This window comes from Roseibium album, assembly GCF_001404515.1.
GTDB lineage: Bacteria > Pseudomonadota > Alphaproteobacteria > Rhizobiales > Stappiaceae > Roseibium > Roseibium album.
This window is the reverse complement of record NZ_CXWE01000002.1, coordinates 894,718-912,299: the sequence shown is the minus strand read 5'-3', so window position 1 is coordinate 912,299 and position 17,582 is coordinate 894,718. Positions and strand designations below refer to the sequence as shown.

The following is a 17,582-nucleotide window of genomic DNA, read 5'->3' as shown; positions in this document are numbered from 1 at the left end:
AAATCCTGCTCCCGCAACCAAATACGCCAAAGGCCGTCCAACAGGGCGGCCTTTGGCGTATCTGGACAGTGGATACAGGCGAGAACCTCTCCGGGCCCATCAAGGAGGGCAAAGCCCGACGCAGAAGGGCAAAAAAACACCAAATCCTGATCCCGCAAACAACAAAAACAAGCCGCCCACATCGGGCGGCTTTTTTGTTGGAAGGGGTCGCCGATTTTGACCTGACGGGGGCCCCGGAAGGAGGACATAGTCCGACGCAAAGGGGCAGAAAAACACCAAATCCTGCTCCCGCAAACAACAAAAAAAGCCGCCCACATCGGGCGGCTTTTTTGTTGCACCCGACAAGGACCCGGACCTTGCAAAACGCGACCAAAAGGCCAGGCTCACGACAAGCGCCTAGACCCAAAGCGCAACGCGAAAGCAAAATCCCGATCCCGCAAACAAACAAAGCCCGCCGAGAAATCGGACGGGCTTTTTTTTGGATCCGACAAAACAAATCCACCCGAGCAGTGACCAGACCCGACGCAGCAGACTAAAAGTCGCAAAGCTAACCACACTCAAATGGGTGGATCTTGCAGTGTCGGGCCGGAAGACCGGTGTCAAATCAGATTGGATCTGACGACCAGTTTCCGTCGACAAGCCTGCGGACACCCAGCGGATTGGTGTTTTTGAGTTCCTCAGGCAGCAACGCATCCGGAGTGTTCTGGTAACAAAGCGGGCGAACGAACCGATCGATGGCGCGCTCGCCGACTGATGTCGACTGCACATTTGTGCTGGAAGGATATGGGCCTCCATGCGACATGCCGGCGCAAACTTCAACACCGGTGCCATAACCGTTGAAGATCAAACGTCCGACCTTTTTCTGCATAACTGCGGCGATTGCAGTACTCATTTCACTGTCGGATTCTTCGGCAAATATCGAACCGGTCAGATGACCATGGAAACTGCCGGCAACCTGCAGCATCTCGCTGTCAGTGTCGCAGAGGATCATCAGTGTCGACGGCCCGAAGATTTCTTCCTGCAGATGCGGATCGCCCAGATATTCCTTTGCAGAGACGGCCATCAGCACAGGCGAAGCATCATTCCCGGATGCGTCCATACCAGTAGACAGAACGGACACGCTCTGCACACTCTCACGGTGAGCATTTCCTTTTCGAAAACTCGCGCATATCGAGGAAGTCAACATTGTTTGCGGAATTTGCTGCGAAACCAGCTCTGAAGCGTTTTTGATGAATGTTTCCGTTGCCACATTTTTTCGTGCGACAAGGATGCCCGGATTTGTGCAGAACTGACCGGCGCCGAGGGTCATCGCACCTACGAACGCCTGGACAATAGATTCTCCATTTGCCGCGAGTGCCTCCTCCAACAGGAACACCGGATTGGTAGAACCAAGTTCTCCGAAAAACGGGATCGGGTCGGGGCGCCCTGTTGCAACATCAAACAGTGCTCGGCCACCCGACACGGAGCCTGTAAAGCCTCCGGCCTTGATGCCCGGATGCCGCACGAGCGCTGTGCCGACAGTCCGTCCCGGACCGTGTAACATTGCAAAGGTTCCCGACGGAACACCCGTTTGCCTGATGGCGGCTAGAATGCAGCCTGCGACCAGTTCGGAAGTTCCCGGATGAGCGGAATGCGCCTTGACGATAACCGGACAACCCGCGGCAAGAGCGGAGGCCGTGTCACCGCCCGCAGTCGAAAAAGCCAGCGGAAAGTTACTCGCTGCGAATACAACGACCGGACCGAGTGGCACCTGCGTCAGGCGAATGTCCGGTTTCGGCAAGGGCTGGCGTGCAGGGTCGGCTGTATCGATCACAACACGTTTCCAGTCGCCACGTTTCAACAGATTGGCAAACATCCGCAGCTGTCCGGTCGTGCGGCCAAGTTCTCCACGGAGCCGCGCTTCCGGTAACCCGGTTTCCAGAATACCGCGATCGACAATAGGGTCGCTGGCGTGTTCCATCGCAGTGGCGATTGCCTCAAGAAAGGTGGCGCGTTTGGCGGCAGGCAGTACCGAATAGGACCGGAAAGCCTCTGTCGCCGCGCTCACTGCCAGATCAATTTCTTCTGGAGACGCATTGGCAAACTCCGTCGGCAGTTGCGTGTTGTCGGCGGGGTTGACTACCGTGAAAGCTTCATGCGGCAAGGAAGAAGCGAGCCAGCTTCCATTGATCAATAGATTTCCAGTCAGACTTGTCATGTTCAATCTCGGTCATGTTTAGAGTTTGGCTCATGAAGCCTAGGTCACGGGACATTGCCTGACAAAAGACGATTTTTGAGATACAGATGAGGATATACTCATCTAACCAGAACCAATTCCATTCACAGCGCCATGGCCTATCCTTCACTCAACAGCTTGCGTACGTTTGAAACGGCAGCGCGTTTGCTGAGCTTCAACAAGGCCGCAGACGAGCTGTGCATCAGTCCTTCTGCCGTCAGTCATCAGATACGCCAGCTTGAGAACACGCTCGGCGTCAAACTGTTTGCGCGGGTCGAGCGCGGTGTCACGTTGACGTCGAGAGGTGAGTTCTACTTCATGAATGTTCAGCAGGGCGTCCGGATTCTGCTTCGTGCGACGGATCTGCTGATGGATCCAAAGCGAAGCCGAACGATCAAGATGTCAGTCGTGCCGTTTTTTGCCACTCGCTGGCTGATGCCGCGCCTTGAGCGATTTCAGTCTCTCTTTGCCGACTGGGAACTGGCGATTCAAACCAGCACCCAGAAATCCGACTTTGAAGCGGAAGATCTGGATTTTGTCATCCGCAGGGGCAAGGGCAGTTGGCCGAACCTGGTGTCGCGTTTGCTCATGAACGAAAATCTGACGCCGTTCTGTGCGCCGCTTCTGGCCGATTCAATTTTAGACCTGAATGACCTCAAGACTGCGCCACTTCTCTATAACTCGCAGGTTCCGGCAGAATGGAGCGAGTTTTTTGCAAGTGTTGACGAGCCGTTCGATGCTCCGGCCGCACGCCTTGAATTTCAGAATACGTCTCAAATTCTCGATGCCTGCATAGCAGGTGCAGGCATTGCGCTGATGGATCCCGCTTTGATCGCAGCGGAGTTGCGCGACGGGCGCATCACCCCGGCTCTCGACATTACCGTTGCCAGTTACCGCCAGTACTATCTGGTCTTTCCGGAAAATCACGCCGACCGTCAAGCCGTCGATATTTTTTTGAAATGGGTCGACGCAGAGCTTCTCGCACAGGGCACTCAATAACGTCACTGCCGCGAGGATATGCCATACCCTGGTGATGAATTCCAAATTCCGCCTCCGGCAGGCCCAAACTTTCAGCGGCGCAAGACTGTTTCGATGTTCAAGGGCAAGCGCAGTGACCTGAACGGCTATCTGCTTCAGCGCAAGAAGAATGCCAGGGTCATGATCGTTCCGACTGTGGTCACAAAGTGATGGAGAAGATCGGTTCTGACGATTTTGAGACTGACCCGAGCACCCGCATAGCCGCCGAGAGCTGCGCTCGCAGCCATGATCAAAGCCTGTTCCCAGGCAATCAAACCTGCGGTGATGAATGTGAGGGCGGACACAAGTGACAGTATGACGGACAGGAGGTTTTTCAAGCCGTTCATTCCGTGCAGGTTTTCGTAACCCAGCAGGCCAAAGGTTGCGAGCAGCATGATTCCGAGGCCGCCGTTAAAATATCCGCCATAGATCGATACACAGATGATTGCGAAGATCGAAAAAAATGTTCCCGGATTTTCCATACCCCGTATGCGCATCCAGCGGAGCAACGCGGGTCCGACTGCAAAGAGTACCGTCGCGATCATCAGGAACCAGGGTACGATCCACAAAAAGGCCTCCCCTGGCGTGACAACCAGCAAAAGCGCTCCAAGGACACTTCCCACTGATGCGACGCCGATGATTACCGTCAGCTTCAGACTGCCTTCAGGGTGCATGTCTCTTCTGAATGCCCATGCACTGCCGAGATACCCGGGCAAGGCACTCAATGTAGCTGTCGCGTTGGCGCTGATCGGCGGAATGCCCGCGTAAAGAAGCGCGGGCAGGCTCAGGAATGTTCCGCCACCTGCGACGGCGTTCAAGAGGCCGGCCGCAAAACCGGCTGTAAACAGGAATGCAATTTCAAACACGTTCAGTCCCCATTCTGCATGAAGCGGAACTTGTCTTGCACATTGACAAAATGGTCTACAAATTGGTCTGAAAAGGAGAGGCCGATGTCCAGAAAATCAAGCGAATCCGTTTTGACCGAACTTCGGCAACTTCTTGCCGACCTCGCTCCCGATGCCGGTGACAGGTTGCCTGCCGAGCGGGTCTTGTCGATGCGCCTTGGCTGCAGCCGTGAAACGCTTCGAAAAGGGCTCTCCGACCTGGAGAAAGAAGGGGAAATCTGGCGCAATGTCGGGCAAGGTACCTTTCGCGGCGCGCGGCCTCGACATCTGCCTGTCCGGGATACATTGCTGTTGGAAGGCGCAACACCACCTGATCTGATGCGTGCCCGAATTCTGCTTGAGCCGCAAGTTGCTGCCGAGGCCGCCCGCCGCGCGGATGCGGCGGATGTTGCCATATTACGCAAACTGGTTGCGGAAGGACGCAAGGCCGCGGACAGAACCGCATGCGAACAAATAGATGATGCGTTTCATCGCACGGTCGCACTGGTGTCGCGAAACCCTATCCTGATCGGATTTCTGACTTATCTTTCCGGCGCGCGCCGCCGGGCTGCCTGGCAAAAGGAATGGGATCGCACGTATCGTCGCCTGGGCGCTGATGAATTCCGAACTGCCCATGGCGACCAGCACGAAAACATCGTGAACTTTATTGCATCCGCTGACGTAATCTCAGCTTCCAGTGCCATGGCTGATCACCTGGAGACGGTTGAAGCCGCCATGTCTCCAGGCAGATCGTAAGTGTTTCTTTTCAATAGTATTCCGCCCCTGGTGCGATTGGTCGGCCAGCGAACGACGTGAGATCCATCTTCCGCAAATCGAGCAGCTCTCCAGCCAACGTGAGCGCTTCTCTCCCGGTCATGTCGAATAGTACACGCGTGTTGACCGGGCAAAAGGCATAATAAGCGACGCGATGCTGCGCCTTTCAGATGAGACCGTTCACGTCAATAACTGACATGCCCGCATTGCCTGCTGCCTGCAGGCCTTGAGGACTGTCTTCAAAGACCAGGCAGAACCGGGATGTCACACCCAGACGTTCAGCTGCCTCCAGAAAAAGGTCCGGTGCGGGTTTGGCGTTGTTGACATCATCGATCGTCACGACGGTATCGAACAGCTGGAGCAAACCAGCAGCATCCAGTGATGCGCGGACGATTTCCCTAGGGCCACCCGAGGCGACCGCCATCGGTTTCAGGCCGTGGAACCTGCGAGCGACCGAAGCTACGTCCTGTATTTCCCGGACGGACGGCATGTCCTGGAGCAGAGCAGTCCGCAAGTCCTGGACCGTTCGCTCGCGGTCGAGTTTTACGTTGTGCTCCTGCTCGTAGGCGTCCATCAACACGTGTTCGGACATACCGGCGCGCAGGTGATACCAGGCGAGCTCCATGTCCAGCCCGGCATTCCGGAAGGCTTTCCGCCAGCCCTTGCCATAGAGATCAGGAGTCTTGACCAGCGTTCCGTCGCAATCGAAAATCAGGGCCCTGGCGCTGTGCAGGAGTGCCTCAAATTTTCCCGTATCGGGTGATGACAACGCGCCCTCAGGACAATCACTCATGATCAGGCCCGACACTCGACTGACGTTCGATCAGATTGACATCGTGGTGCTTGACGTCCGGCGGGCGTATATCGTCGACGATCCAGGTGAGCATGGCCTGTGCAGCACTTTGCCCGAAGAGTTCCGTGTCACACCTTATGGAACTGAGCCGCGGGTAAACAAGTGAACTTTCTTCGATATCGTCAAAACCGACGAGCCGAAAGTCCTCGCCAACCTTCACACCCGCCTCGGCAAAGCCGGAAAGCATGCCGAGTGCAACGAGATCACTGAAGCAGATCGCAGCTTCGATTTCCGGATGTTCAGAAGCTATTGTAAGCGCCATTTCCCGGCCGAATGCCCGGGAAGGCCGACCATGGAATGTTGTGGCGGAATATCCAAGGGCGGTCATGACCGTACGATAGCCAGACATTCTTTCATTTGTGATCGGCCGGTCTTTCAAACCGCCGACAAAGGCAATTTTCCGGCAACCCAGGTCGATCAGGTGGTGTGTCGCCATCTCGCCGCCTGCAGCATAGTTGTGCGTGGCGAAGGGGAACAGACCCGTTCGATTGTCGACCTGACGGAGCACCTGCATTGTCGGTATGCCGGCGTGCTCTATCCGGTCAAAGGCATTGTCGCCACCGCCATAGGCAGGTGAAATGACAAAGGCCGATACACCGTGCTCGATCATCGTTCCGATGACTTGTGCCTGATTGCCGGGGTCTTCGTCTGTGTTGGCAATGACTGTCGAATACCCCTTTCGGGCAAATTCCATCTGCGCGCTTGCAGCAAATTCGGTGAAGAAAGGGTTGCGCAAATCGTTGATGATGAGGCCGATCAGTCCGGAGGAGGCGCCGCGCAAACCGGCTGCGGAGCGGTTATAGACGTAGCCGAGGTCACTGATGGCCCTGTTTACATCTTCGCGCGTCGACTGCCTGACCGACGGAGAGTTCTGCAGGACAAGCGAGACGGTCGATTTCGATACGCCTGCCTTGTCCGCAACATCCAGTATCGTCGGTCTCTTTTTCATTCGCGCCCACCCCGGCCGTGCTCAATCAATGCCGTGCAGCTTCAAAAGCAGTTTCATCCGCTCAACGGCTTTGTCCGGCTTTGACAACAAACGTGCGCGATCCGCAAGCCTGAAGAGTTCCGCATAGTGCGTAATTTCCCGGGAAGACTGAAATCCGCCCGGCATGATGAAGTGGCTTTGCGCGTCATTCAGCCAGGCGAGAAACGCTATCCCGGCCTTGTAGAACTGGGTCGGGGCCTTGAAGATTTCCCGGCTCAACGGAACCGTCGGGCCGAGCAGCGCGTGATAGGTTTCACGGTCATCCTGCGCCAGGGCTTCAAGGGCCTGGCTGGCGGCAGGCGCGATGGCGGCAAAGGCGCCAAGCAAGGCATGGGAGTAGCGTTTGCCGTCGCCTTCGATCAATTCCGCATAGTTGAAATCGTCGCCGGTATAAAGGTGGACGCCTTCCGGCAGACGCCTGCGCAGATTTTCCTCATAGGATTTTTCAAGCAGCGAGATCTTGATGCCGTCGACCTTGTCCCGATGGGCCCCGATGATCGAAAGCACCGTTTCCATGGCGGTGCCGACATCTGCAGATCCCCAATAACCCTTCAGCTTCGGGTCGAACATGTCTCCGAGCCAGTGGAGGATCACGGGCGCTGAAACCTGTTCGAGCAGCCGACCATAGACAACCGCGTAGTCCGCGGCATTTGCACCGATTGCCGGAAACGCCTGAGAGGCCATCAGGATCACCTGTCCGCCCGCCGCCTCGATCGCTTCCATCTGTTCTGAGTAAGCGGAAATGATGTCGTCTGTTGTCTTGTAAGCGTCCCTCGGGTTTTGATCCGTCCCCGCGCCGCACGCAACACGTGGTTTCAGCGGATGCGCCCGGGCGTCGCGCATGGTGCGTTCGATCAATTCCTTCGCTGTCGGCCAGTCGACCCCCATGCCACGTTGCGCGGTGTCCATCGCTTCGGCAAGGCCGAGGCCCTGGTCCCAGAGCCAGTGACGAAACTGCAAGGAATTATCCCAGTCGACAGCCGGAGGTCCGAGCCAGGGATCCCGCTCTTTCAGGGGTGAAGAGACAACATGCGCTGCTGCAAAGGCGGTTCGGGTCAGAGGTACGCGCGGGGCCCGGGGGATGAGGGCATCCCCGGCGAGGCGGTATTCCTCAAGCCTGTTGTCGAGCGTGGGAAGGGTCAGCATCGGCTACTCCAAGAACATTTGCTGCCAGTCAGGCGGGGACAGGAATATCGAGCACAAGAATGCCATCAATGCCACCAACCGCATTGGCAACAAGCTTGGCACCAAGTGCCTTGTGATCTGGATGTGTCTGGTAGCGTTCAAGAGCGTCCCAGTTTTCGAAATCGACGACAAAGCCGTGCATGTAGCCGCGTTCGATCTTTTCGGGGCTCTCGCTGCGGCCGGATACGATGTCCAGGATGCCGGGGACCTGATCCCGGATCCTTCGCAGTTCCTGGAAAAGATCTTCGATGGTTTCTTCGGAAACACCTGTCTGAAATTTGACGAGAACGATATGTCTGATCATTGAAGTTCACCGTGGTCTTGCCGGATCATGTCAGCTCCCTTTTCACCGATCATAATGGCTGCTGCATTGGTATTGGAGGAAACGACTGTCGGCATTACCGATGCGTCGATGACGCGGAGACGGTCGAGGCCTTTGAAACGAAGTCGCGGATCGAGCACCGCCTTGTCATCGGGGCCCATGCGACATGTGCCGGCAGGGTGATGCGAGGTCTTGGAATGCTCGCAGATGAAGTTGAAATAGTCCTCGTCGGTCTTCACGCCCGGACCTGGCAACCGCTCTGCCTTGATGAAGTGCTCGAGTGGTCCCTGTGCGAGGATTTCCTGTGTCAGCTTCAGGCCCCTGATCGACATCTCCCGATCGCGGGGATCCTGCAGGTAGTTCGGATCGATCAACGGGGCATCATTCGGATTGGCACTTTGAAGGCGAACGCTGCCGCGGGAGCGTGGCCTGAGGTAGCACGAATTGAGTGTGACACCGCCGTCCGGCATCGATGCCACGCCAGATTCAATACCTGTACCAAGGCCAAGATGGAACTGAAGATCCGGTGAGCGTGCCTCCGGGTCGGCGTACCAGAAGCCGCCGGTTTCAAACAGGCTGGAGGAGACCGGCCCGCGTCTCGTGAAGAGATATTGCAGCCCCGCCAATGCCGACCAGTGCAGCTTGGCGTATCGATCATATGTGTGCGGACCGCTGACTTCGCAAATGCAGTAGAGATCGAGGTGATCCTGAAGATTGGCGCCGACTTCCGGCTGGTCGTACACCACCTCGATACCGAGATCTTTCAGGTGGTCAGCGGGTCCGATGCCGGACAGCTGCAACAATCTTGGCGAGCCGATGGACCCCGACGACAGAATGACTTCGGCGGAAGCGGCCAAGCGTGAACCATCAATCAATTCGACACCGGTCGCAGTTCCGTTTTCCACCACGATGCGGCGCACGGGTGCGCCGGTTTTCACGTGGAGGTTTTTCCGGTGCCGGTTGGGCGCCAGATAGGCCATGGCGGCAGAAGACCGGCGGGCGTTCTTTTGCGTCAGCTGGTAATAGGCAACGCCATCCTGTTTTTCTCCGGTCACATCCTCGTTTCTCGGAATGCCAAGCTCGGCCGCCGCCTTGAAATAGGCGTCGCAGATCGGGAGGGGCGCGCAAGGTTTGGAAACGCCGAGTGGCCCGCCCTGCCCGTGGTACCGGTTGTTGTACGTGTCGTTGTCCTCCGCCTTCCGGTAATAAGGCAGGACATCCTCGTAGCCCCAGCCGTCGCACCCCATCTGACGCCACTCGTCGTAGTCGAGCGCATTGCCGCGCGTATAGATCTGGGCGTTGATGGCGGAACCGCCGCCAATCACCCTTGCCTGGGTATAGTTGAAGACGCGATCCCGCATGTGTTTCTGTGGAACGGTTTGCCAACCCCAGGAGCCGATGCCCTTGGTCATTTTCGCGAAGCCGGCAGGGACATGATAAAACGGATGCCGGTCGTGCCCGCCCGCCTCCAGAAGCAAAACGCTGACATCAGGATTTTCGGTCAATCTGGCCGCGAGCACCGAGCCCGCGCTGCCACCGCCGATGATTATGAAATCGTAGCCTTTTTCCATTTCGGTCTCTCAAAGGCGTGGAATGGAAAGGCCGCCATCGACATTGATGACGGAACCGGTGGCGAAGGCCATCCGGCCTTCTGCGATCGGCACAACAGCCGAAGCAATGTCTGACGGTTGTCCCCAGCGCGCGGACGGTACAAGGCCATCTTCGATCTGCGGCGTGTATTTGTCCTTCACGGCGCGCGTCATGGCGGTTTCGATAATGCCGGGGCGGATTTCAAAGACGCCGATGCCATGCGGCGCCAAACGGGCCGCAAAGAGTTTTGCCATCATCGAGGCCCCGGCCTTCGACAGGCAGTATTCCGCACGTTCGATCGAAACCATGCCCGCACTGACAGAGGTGACGAAGGTCATCGAGCGATAGCTGTCACAGGATTGTTTCAGCATGCGCCGGGCGACATTCTGGGCGAGAAAAAACGCGCCGCGGAGATTGACGCCCAAGGTGAAATCAAAATTGTCGGGTTCAAGATCAAGCATGTCACCGCGTGCCTTCGCAGGTACACCGGCGTTCGAGACAAACGTTGTTATGGGCCCCAACCGGTTTTCGACCTGTTCGACAACCGCCGCGTGGCCGTCAATATTCAACAGGTCATGTGAGAAGAACGATGCATCAGGTCCAAGGCGCTCCAGAGCATCGGCAACTTCCGGGTCGCCGGAGCCGCATTGCGCGAGCAGGGCGATCTTGTAGCCTTCACCGGCAAGTGCTTCGGAAATACCGAACCCGATGCCTCGCTGGCCGCCGGTTACGAGTGCCACCTTGTTCATGCCGCAAGTTCCCGTCTGATCGTTTCCGCTGTTCTCAGGGACAGCGCGGCCACGGTAAGTGCCGGGTTGACCGCGGCGGATGTCGGCAATGCAGCCGCGTCCGTGACAAACAGATTTGGGTGATCCCAGGATCGGCAATCGGGATCGAGAACGCTGTTTTGCGGATCGGCGCCCATGCGAACGGTGCCGCATTGATGAGAGGGAACGCGGCCGTCGAACAGACGGGAAAGCACAATTGGAAATCCGGCCTTTCTCAAAGTCGCCTTCATCTTCCCGACGAGCTTCTTGTGCGCCTCCATGTTGGAGCGGCGCCAGACCAGTTGGATCTTGCCGTTTTTCAGAACGACACGACTTTCGGGATCGGGCAGGTCTTCCGATATCAGATAAAGATCAAGCGCATGACCGGAAATCCATCTGGCCGCAAAGTTTGGAAGTTGGGGCACCTGGATCTTCAGAATGTCCGGTGTCACACGCCCCAGCAGCTGGACGTTGCCGAGCGGTTTGCCTGCATCATTGTCTGCAAGATACCAGTCGTTGAGGCCGAATGTCTTCTGATAAACCGAGTCGTTTTTGTAACGGGGGTCGATTGCGATCATCGCCGTCGCGTTGTGGTTCATGAAACACCGGCCAACATAATCGGAGCTGTTGGCGATTCCGGATCGAAGCAAAAGAGCTGCGGATTGAACCGCGCCGGCGCAAACGGCAACAATCGACGAAGACAGGTTCGTTTCGACGCCTTCCTTCACATAGGTAACGGTGTCGACCTTTCCGGTTGACGGGTCCACCTTCAGTCCGGTGACCTCCGCACCGGTAATCAGATTGACATTTTCGTGGGCGAGTGCAGCCTCCAGCCCGCAGGTCTCCGCATCCATTTTCCCGCATCTGAGATCGGGATAGCCGTCCCAGCCGGTTTTTCCGGCCGAAAGCCATCTGTCGATATCGACGCCAAGAGGAAGACAGAAGGGATTGACGCCTGCCTGTTCCAGTCTCATGCGCGCAACCCGGATTGCCGGCTCGTCCGGTACCGGAGGAAACTGATAAGGTCCTGCGTGCGCCGGCTCGGTCGGGTCGGATGTCGCATCCCCCCTGACCCGGTAAAGCTTTTCGGCTGCGTCATACCAGGGAGCCAGTTCTTCGTAGGACAATGGCCATGCGGGCGAAAAACCTTCAAAATGTTCCAGTTCCGCAAAGTCTTCCGCGCGGTAGCGGATCAAAACGGCGCCATAGAGTTTCGAATTGCCACCGACATTGTAATAATTGCCCGGCTCGAAGGAATTGCCGTTTTCATCGAGCCAGGTTTCGGCGGACCGGAAGGCGCTGTTGGTATAGATGCGCCAGGGGTCGCGCGCCGGCGCATCGTCCGGGATCCGGTGACCCCGTTCCAGGATCGTGATTTGTGCTCCGGACGGTGCAAGACCGGCGGCGAGTGTCGCGCCGCCCATCCCGCTTCCGACGATGACGATGTCCGGCGCAGACGTCATGCTTCAGGCGATCCTGTTTTCGCTTTGCGGGTCGAAGGCGACAGCCTTTTCCATGTTGAAAGCGAACGGGAACGTCTCACCGGCATTGACCGCGACATCTGCGCGGAACCGGCCGGTGACATCCTTGCCGCCGATCTGGCTGACGACAAACGTATCGGATCCCGCCGGTTCAGTGATCTCGACCGGTGCCTCGACAATGTGAACCGACTGCGAATTCCGGTCGGCACCATCCCTGTCGGTGATCGCTTCCGGCCTGATTCCAAGAATGATGTCCCGACCGATACTGGAGCCCAGGGTGTCGGTGGCAAACGGTATGGCTGCTGTCGAGCCGTTGATGAGCGTGACTTCGGCGGCAGGCTGCCCGTTTTCCGAAACGACCTTTGCCGGAAACAGGTTCATGGATGGAGACCCCATAAAACCGGCTACGAACATGTTAGCGGGGTTGTCATAGATCTCTTTCGGCGTTCCAAGCTGCTGAACGTAGCCGCCGAACATCACCGCAATGCGCGTCGACAAGGTCAGCGCCTCGATCTGATCGTGGGTGACGTAGACGATGGTTGTGCCGAGTTTGCGGTGCAGTTTCTTGATTTCAGTGCGCATGTCGACACGCAGCTTGGCATCCAGGTTCGAGAGCGGCTCATCGAACAGGAACACGTCCGGTTCGCGTACGAGTGCACGGCCCATGGCAACACGCTGCCGCTGGCCGCCTGACAGCTGTCCGGGCTTCCGGTCAAGCAAATGGCTGATCTGAAGCAAATCCGAGACCTGGGCAATGCGCTTTGCCCGCTCCGACTTTTCGATGCCGTGCATTTCCATGCCGAAGGAGATGTTGCCGCTCACCGTCATGTTCGGATAAAGCGCGTAGGACTGGAACACCATGGCAATGTTGCGGTCTGCCGGCTTGACGCCGTTCATGCTTTTGCTGCGGATGGCGATTTCGCCGGACGTGATGTCTTCCAGGCCTGCAATCATGTTGAGCAGGGTGGACTTGCCGCACCCCGACGGTCCGACGAGAACGAGAAACTCACCTTCTTCGATAGAGATGTCGGTTTCATGCAGAACCTGCACTGTTCCGTAGGACTTGGTCGCCTGTTTGATGTCGAGAAAGCCCATTGTCTTATCCTTTAACTGAGCCGGCCATCAGGCCACGGACGAAGTATCGGCCCGCAACGATGTATACGAGTAGAGTTGGCAGGGCGGCCATGATGGCACCGGCGAAATGGACGTTGTACTCCTTCACGCCGGTGGACGATTGCACCAAGTTGTTCAACGCAACGGTCATTGGTTGACTGTCGAAGTCCGAGAAGGATGCACCGAACAGGAAGTCGTTCCAGATGTTGGTGAATTGCCAGATGATGCAGACAACGGCGATCGGACCGGATGACGGCAACAGAATGCGCCAGAAGATGCGGAAGAATCCGGCCCCGTCGATCTGTGCGGCCCGGACCAGTTCGGTCGGGAAGGCTGCGTAATAGTTTCGGAAGTACAGTGTCGAGAAACCGATGCCGTAAACGAAGTGCACGAAGATCAGACCTGGCACCGATCCGGCAAGTCCCATCAGACCCAACATCCGGGCCATCGGGATCAGCACCATCTGGAACGGGATGAAACAGCCGAACAGAAGCAGGCCAAAGAGTATGGTCGCACCGGGGAAGGTCCACTTGGTCAGGACATAGCCGTTAAGCGCGCCGACAATTGTCGACAGGGCAACGGCGGGAACGACCATGATGATCGAATTGAGGAAGTAGGGGCGAAGCCCCGTCGCCTCGACGCCGACCTGGGCACTCGACCAGGCGCTCAGCCAGGGCGCGACGGTCCAATCCTGCGGCAGGGCCATCATGCCACCGGCCGTGATTTCGGACAGCGGCTTCAAAGAGTTGACCAGCATCACGTAGAGCGGCAGCAGGTAGTAAATGCAGAAGAAGACCAGCAGCGTATAGAGGACAACACGGCCGAGGCTGAAAGAGCTTTTTGCGGGGGCAGCAGCCATCACTTCTTCTCCCTCAGTTCGGACCAGAGATAGGGGACGATGATGGCGGCAATCGTCATCAGCATGATCACTGCGGACGCTGCGCCGATACCCATCTGGTTCCGGGTGAATGTGTAGGAATACATGAATGTTGCCGGCAATTCGGTCGCGGTTCCGGGGCCACCGCCGGTCAGGGCGATAACAAGGTCGTAGGATTTGATCGCCATGTGGGCGAGCACCACGAAGGCCGACATGAAGGCCGGGCGCAACTGCGGGATAACGATCCGGCGGTAGAGCGCCAACGTGGAGGCTCCATCTATCTGGGCCGCTTTCAGCATCTCGTTGTCAATGCCGCGCAGGCCTGCGAGGAACATCGCCATGACGAAGCCGGACGTCTGCCAGACCGCTGCAATGACGATCGTGTAGATCGCCATCTGGCTGTCCTTGATCCAGTTGAATTCGAATGTCGTCCAACCCCAGCCGCGCACCACGGCCTCGATACCGATGCCCGGGTCAAGAAACCATTTCCAGGCGACACCGGTGACGATGAAGCTCAGGGCCATCGGGTAGAGATAGATGGTCCGGATAAATCCTTCTGCGCGGATGCGCTGATCGAGCAGGATCGCGAGCAGCAATCCCAGGGCGCAACAGATGGTGATGTAAAGAACGCCGAAAATAACGAGGTTCGAGACTGCCGTGTCCCACGCCCGGATCCGGAACAGGTTCTCGTAATTCTGCCAGCCGATCCATTCGAAGGAAGGCAGAATCCGGCTGTTGGTAAAGGACAGATACAGCGTGAACAGGATGAACCCGTAAACGAAGATCGCGACAATCGCGACCGTCGGGCTCAGCACTATTTTGGGTAAAGCGTCGCGCAGTCTGTCAACAACGGAACCACGCGGGTTCGCCGTTTCAGAAATAGACATCTCAAGCCCCCGGTAAGGGGAAAGCGGTGAACAGTCACCGCTTTCCGTAGGGTATTTTACTTGTTGATTTGAACGGCGGTTACGAGTTCGTCGACAGCAGTCGCGCTGTCATACTCGCCGTTGAAATGCGCCGTGATGACATCATACATGGCGTTCTTGATGGCGGCAGGGTTTGCATGGCCGTGCGCCATGGAACCATAGAGGTTGCCGCTGTCAGCAGCTGCCTTCAGATCTGCCATGCCCTTCTTTCCGCAGGCATCGAAAGCTTCATTGGAAACGTCCGTGCGTGCCGGGACCGAGCCTTTGACCACGTTGAACGCGGACTGGAAACTCGGAGACAGGATTGCTGTTGCAAGAGCTGCCTGTTCCTTGCCAACTTCCTTGCCCTGGGCAAACATTGCGAACTGGTCGGCGTTGAAGGTGACCTGGTCCTGAGTGCCGGGGAAGCGGAAGCAAAGGAAATCCGCATCGGGTTTCTTGCCGGCGTTCAGGAATTCACCCTTGGCCCAGTCGCCCATCATCTGGAAGGCCGCATCGCCATTGATCACCATCGCAGTGGCAAGGTTCCAGTCGCGGCCGGAGAAGTTGTCATCGACATATGAGCGGATAACGCCCATCCGGTCGAAAGTTTCCTTCATCGTATCGGAGCCAAGCGTTTCTTCATCAAGTTCGATGAAGGCTTTCTTGTAGAAATCCGGTCCGCCGGTCGACATGGCGACTGCATCAAATACAGTTGCGTCCTGCCATGGCTGGCCACCATGTGCAATCGCGGTCTTGCCCGAGGCTTTCACTTTCTCAAGCGCTGCCACGAACTCGTCCCAGTTTGTCGGAACCGCGATGCCGAGTTCATCCAGAACCGCCTTGTTCGCCCAGACCCAGTTGGTGGAGTGGACATTCACCGGTGCGGATACCCACTTGCCGTCATGCTTGGCAAACTGCTGGAGCGCCTCGGGAACAACCTCGTCCCAGCCTTCCAGGCCAGCCTGGATGTTCAGATCGGCAAGTGCACCTTCCTTGGCCCAGTCGAGAATATCGAAACCGAGCATCTGTACGGCGGTCGGCGGGTTGCCGGACGTTACGCGGGCACGCAGCACGGTCATGGCCTGAGAGCCGCCGCCACCTGCAACCGGCATGTCCTGCCAGCCGATACCCTGACCTTCAAGGTCTTCTTTCAAAACGTTCAGAGCAGCAGCTTCGCCGCCGGATGTCCACCAGTGCAGAACTTCAACATCTTCTGCCTTAACGCTGGTGCTCGCTGCCATCAGTGCAGCAGCTGCCGTCATCATCGTCAACTTACGCATGGATTTCCTCCCTTAACGTGCTCGTCGTCGTCATGGGCGCCGGTTGCTGGTCGCCCGGTAGTCACGCAACGTCTATTGTAACGTTGCAAACCGTGGTGATGTCAACAATTTAATTTTCTCTCGTTTGGAAATTCTTTTCCGTTATTTAACATCAGCTTATCTTCAAGTTTGAGATATTGCATTGCAGCATCTTAATTTGTTGCAACGTTTTAAATTCCCTGATTAGACTTGTGCGGACATTTGAGCTGCAAACCGTGGGGTAGAGAGAGCGGGCATGTCGCGTAAAACCTTGGAAACCAAGGCAGAAAGTGCCGAAGAAACAGCATCGCGTCCGACGCTGCGCACGGTCGCGGCGGAGGCTGGCGTTGCGGTGACGACGGTTTCCCGCGCCCTTGCGGATGATCCGAGGATCGCCGAATCCACCAGGAAACGCATTTCCGAAATCGCCGACAGACTGGGCTACGTTCCCAATCGTGCGGCGCAGAGATTGCGCACCGGCAGAACCAAGGTCATCAGCCTTATGATCAATCCCAGGCACGAGTTCCTGAGTTTTACCTCCGAGTTTCTCGGGGGCATGTATGAAGGGCTTTCCGGAACGGGTTATGCCATTAACATCACTGCAGACAGTTTGGGCGAAGACCGGCTGGACGCCATTCGCAATATCCGCCGCCATTCGCTGGCCGACGCGATCGTGTTCACCCGGACCGAGTGCTTTGATGACCGGGCCCGTTACCTTCTTGAGCACGATTTTCCGTTTGTCACTCACGGGCGCACAGACTTCATGACACCGCACCCGTTTGTCGATTTCGACAACGAGGCGTTCGTCCGTCTGGCAGTCGAGCGGCTCGTTGAAAAAGGACGGCAGCACGTGTGTATCGTCATGCCGAACGAAAAATACACCTTCGGCCAACATCTGCGCTTTGGCGCACGGCAGGCGGCGATGACCCATGGTGTTCGGTTGACGGTGCCCGGTGCCGTCGACCTCGACAGCGAACCGGACGAGATTGCCGCCATGTTGCGTGGCCTTCATGGCGGACCGGATGCACCGGACAGCTACATCTGTGTCGGTGAGGTCAGCGCGTTGATCACGCTGGCCTGTCTCAACGACATGGGTCTGACCCAGGGGCAGGAAGTGGACGTTCTTGCAAAGCGTGCGTCGCCGATTTCCAATCACTTTCGACCGCGTATCGAGACGATCGACGAGGACCTGCGAGCGACCGGCCGCGCAATGGCGAAGGTTCTTCTCGGTAGAATGTCCGGGGAGCCGGTGGAGGATCTGCAGATCCTGTTGAAGCCCGAGGGACCGTTCTCGGTTTCCAGCTAGGACC

16 protein-coding genes are annotated in these 17,582 nt (G+C 57.2%); 3 read left to right on the top strand and 13 right to left on the bottom strand.

What is annotated here, in order from left to right:
- Positions 1-604 precede the first annotated feature (604 nt).
- The gene (locus LA5095_RS09445) at positions 605-2,197 is read right to left on the bottom strand and encodes an aldehyde dehydrogenase (NADP(+)) (protein ID WP_055114158.1); all 1,593 of its coding nucleotides are present in this window, start codon (positions 2,195-2,197) and stop codon (positions 605-607) included.
- 132 nt (positions 2,198-2,329) lie between these two features.
- On the opposite strand from LA5095_RS09445, the gene LA5095_RS09440 reads away from it, so the two are divergent.
- A complete protein-coding gene (locus LA5095_RS09440) occupies positions 2,330-3,214 on the top strand; it encodes a LysR substrate-binding domain-containing protein (protein ID WP_055114155.1) in 885 nt (294 codons plus the stop codon).
- Between the two features lie 134 nt (positions 3,215-3,348).
- On the opposite strand, the gene LA5095_RS09435 is transcribed toward LA5095_RS09440, so the two are convergent.
- On the bottom strand, positions 3,349-4,098 hold the full coding sequence (locus LA5095_RS09435; protein WP_144435907.1) for a sulfite exporter TauE/SafE family protein: 750 nt from the start codon (positions 4,096-4,098) through the stop codon (positions 3,349-3,351).
- A gap of 84 nt (positions 4,099-4,182) precedes the next feature.
- Between LA5095_RS09435 and LA5095_RS09430 the strand changes: the two genes are divergently transcribed.
- Positions 4,183-4,872, top strand: a complete 690-nt coding sequence (locus LA5095_RS09430) for a FadR/GntR family transcriptional regulator (RefSeq protein ID WP_055114151.1) — start codon at positions 4,183-4,185, stop codon at positions 4,870-4,872.
- A 184-nt stretch (positions 4,873-5,056) separates the two neighbouring features.
- On the opposite strand, the gene LA5095_RS09425 is transcribed toward LA5095_RS09430, so the two are convergent.
- Genes LA5095_RS09425 through LA5095_RS09375 form a run of 11 tightly spaced genes read right to left on the bottom strand, consistent with a single transcriptional unit; the run spans position 5,057 to position 16,254 of the window.
- Positions 5,057-5,683, bottom strand: coding sequence for an HAD family hydrolase (locus LA5095_RS09425; RefSeq protein ID WP_082442672.1), 627 nt, complete (start codon positions 5,681-5,683; stop codon positions 5,057-5,059).
- Positions 5,676-6,692, bottom strand: a complete 1,017-nt coding sequence (locus tag LA5095_RS09420) for a LacI family DNA-binding transcriptional regulator (RefSeq protein WP_055114148.1) — start codon at positions 6,690-6,692, stop codon at positions 5,676-5,678. Before LA5095_RS09420 ends, LA5095_RS09425 begins: the two co-directional genes overlap by 8 nt.
- Positions 6,693-6,713: 21 nt before the next feature.
- Positions 6,714-7,877, bottom strand: a complete 1,164-nt coding sequence (locus tag LA5095_RS09415; RefSeq protein WP_082442671.1) for a dihydrodipicolinate synthase family protein — start codon at positions 7,875-7,877, stop codon at positions 6,714-6,716.
- 28 nt (positions 7,878-7,905) lie between these two features.
- Positions 7,906-8,220, bottom strand: coding sequence for a Dabb family protein (locus LA5095_RS09410; protein ID WP_055114146.1), 315 nt, complete (start codon positions 8,218-8,220; stop codon positions 7,906-7,908).
- Positions 8,217-9,809, bottom strand: coding sequence for a GMC family oxidoreductase (locus tag LA5095_RS09405; protein ID WP_055114144.1), 1,593 nt, complete (start codon positions 9,807-9,809; stop codon positions 8,217-8,219). The genes LA5095_RS09410 and LA5095_RS09405 overlap by 4 nt, the downstream gene beginning before the upstream one ends.
- A 9-nt stretch (positions 9,810-9,818) precedes the next feature.
- Positions 9,819-10,577 carry a 3-ketoacyl-ACP reductase gene (locus LA5095_RS09400; protein WP_055114143.1) on the bottom strand — a complete coding sequence of 253 codons (759 nt, stop codon included), beginning with the start codon at positions 10,575-10,577 and terminating at the stop codon, positions 9,819-9,821.
- Positions 10,574-12,058 (bottom strand): GMC oxidoreductase, encoded by a 1,485-nt coding sequence (locus LA5095_RS09395; RefSeq protein WP_055114141.1) that lies wholly within the window; start codon positions 12,056-12,058, stop codon positions 10,574-10,576. The genes LA5095_RS09400 and LA5095_RS09395 overlap by 4 nt, the downstream gene beginning before the upstream one ends.
- Before the next feature lie 3 nt (positions 12,059-12,061).
- Positions 12,062-13,171: an ABC transporter ATP-binding protein gene (locus LA5095_RS09390; RefSeq protein WP_055114139.1), complete on the bottom strand. Its 1,110-nt coding sequence runs from the start codon at positions 13,169-13,171 to the stop codon at positions 12,062-12,064.
- 4 nt (positions 13,172-13,175) lie between these two features.
- Positions 13,176-14,048 carry a carbohydrate ABC transporter permease gene (locus LA5095_RS09385; RefSeq protein ID WP_055114138.1) on the bottom strand — a complete coding sequence of 291 codons (873 nt, stop codon included), beginning with the start codon at positions 14,046-14,048 and terminating at the stop codon, positions 13,176-13,178.
- Entirely contained in the window at positions 14,048-14,953 is a 906-nt protein-coding gene (locus tag LA5095_RS09380) for a carbohydrate ABC transporter permease (protein ID WP_173937229.1), read from the bottom strand. The genes LA5095_RS09385 and LA5095_RS09380 overlap by 1 nt, the downstream gene beginning before the upstream one ends.
- A gap of 56 nt (positions 14,954-15,009) precedes the next feature.
- A complete protein-coding gene (locus LA5095_RS09375; protein WP_055114136.1) occupies positions 15,010-16,254 on the bottom strand; it encodes an ABC transporter substrate-binding protein in 1,245 nt (414 codons plus the stop codon).
- 274 nt (positions 16,255-16,528) lie between these two features.
- On the opposite strand from LA5095_RS09375, the gene LA5095_RS09370 reads away from it, so the two are divergent.
- Complete coding sequence (locus tag LA5095_RS09370; RefSeq protein WP_055114134.1) at positions 16,529-17,578, top strand: LacI family DNA-binding transcriptional regulator; 1,050 nt, start codon at positions 16,529-16,531, stop codon at positions 17,576-17,578.
- The last annotated feature ends 4 nt before the right edge of the window (positions 17,579-17,582 follow it).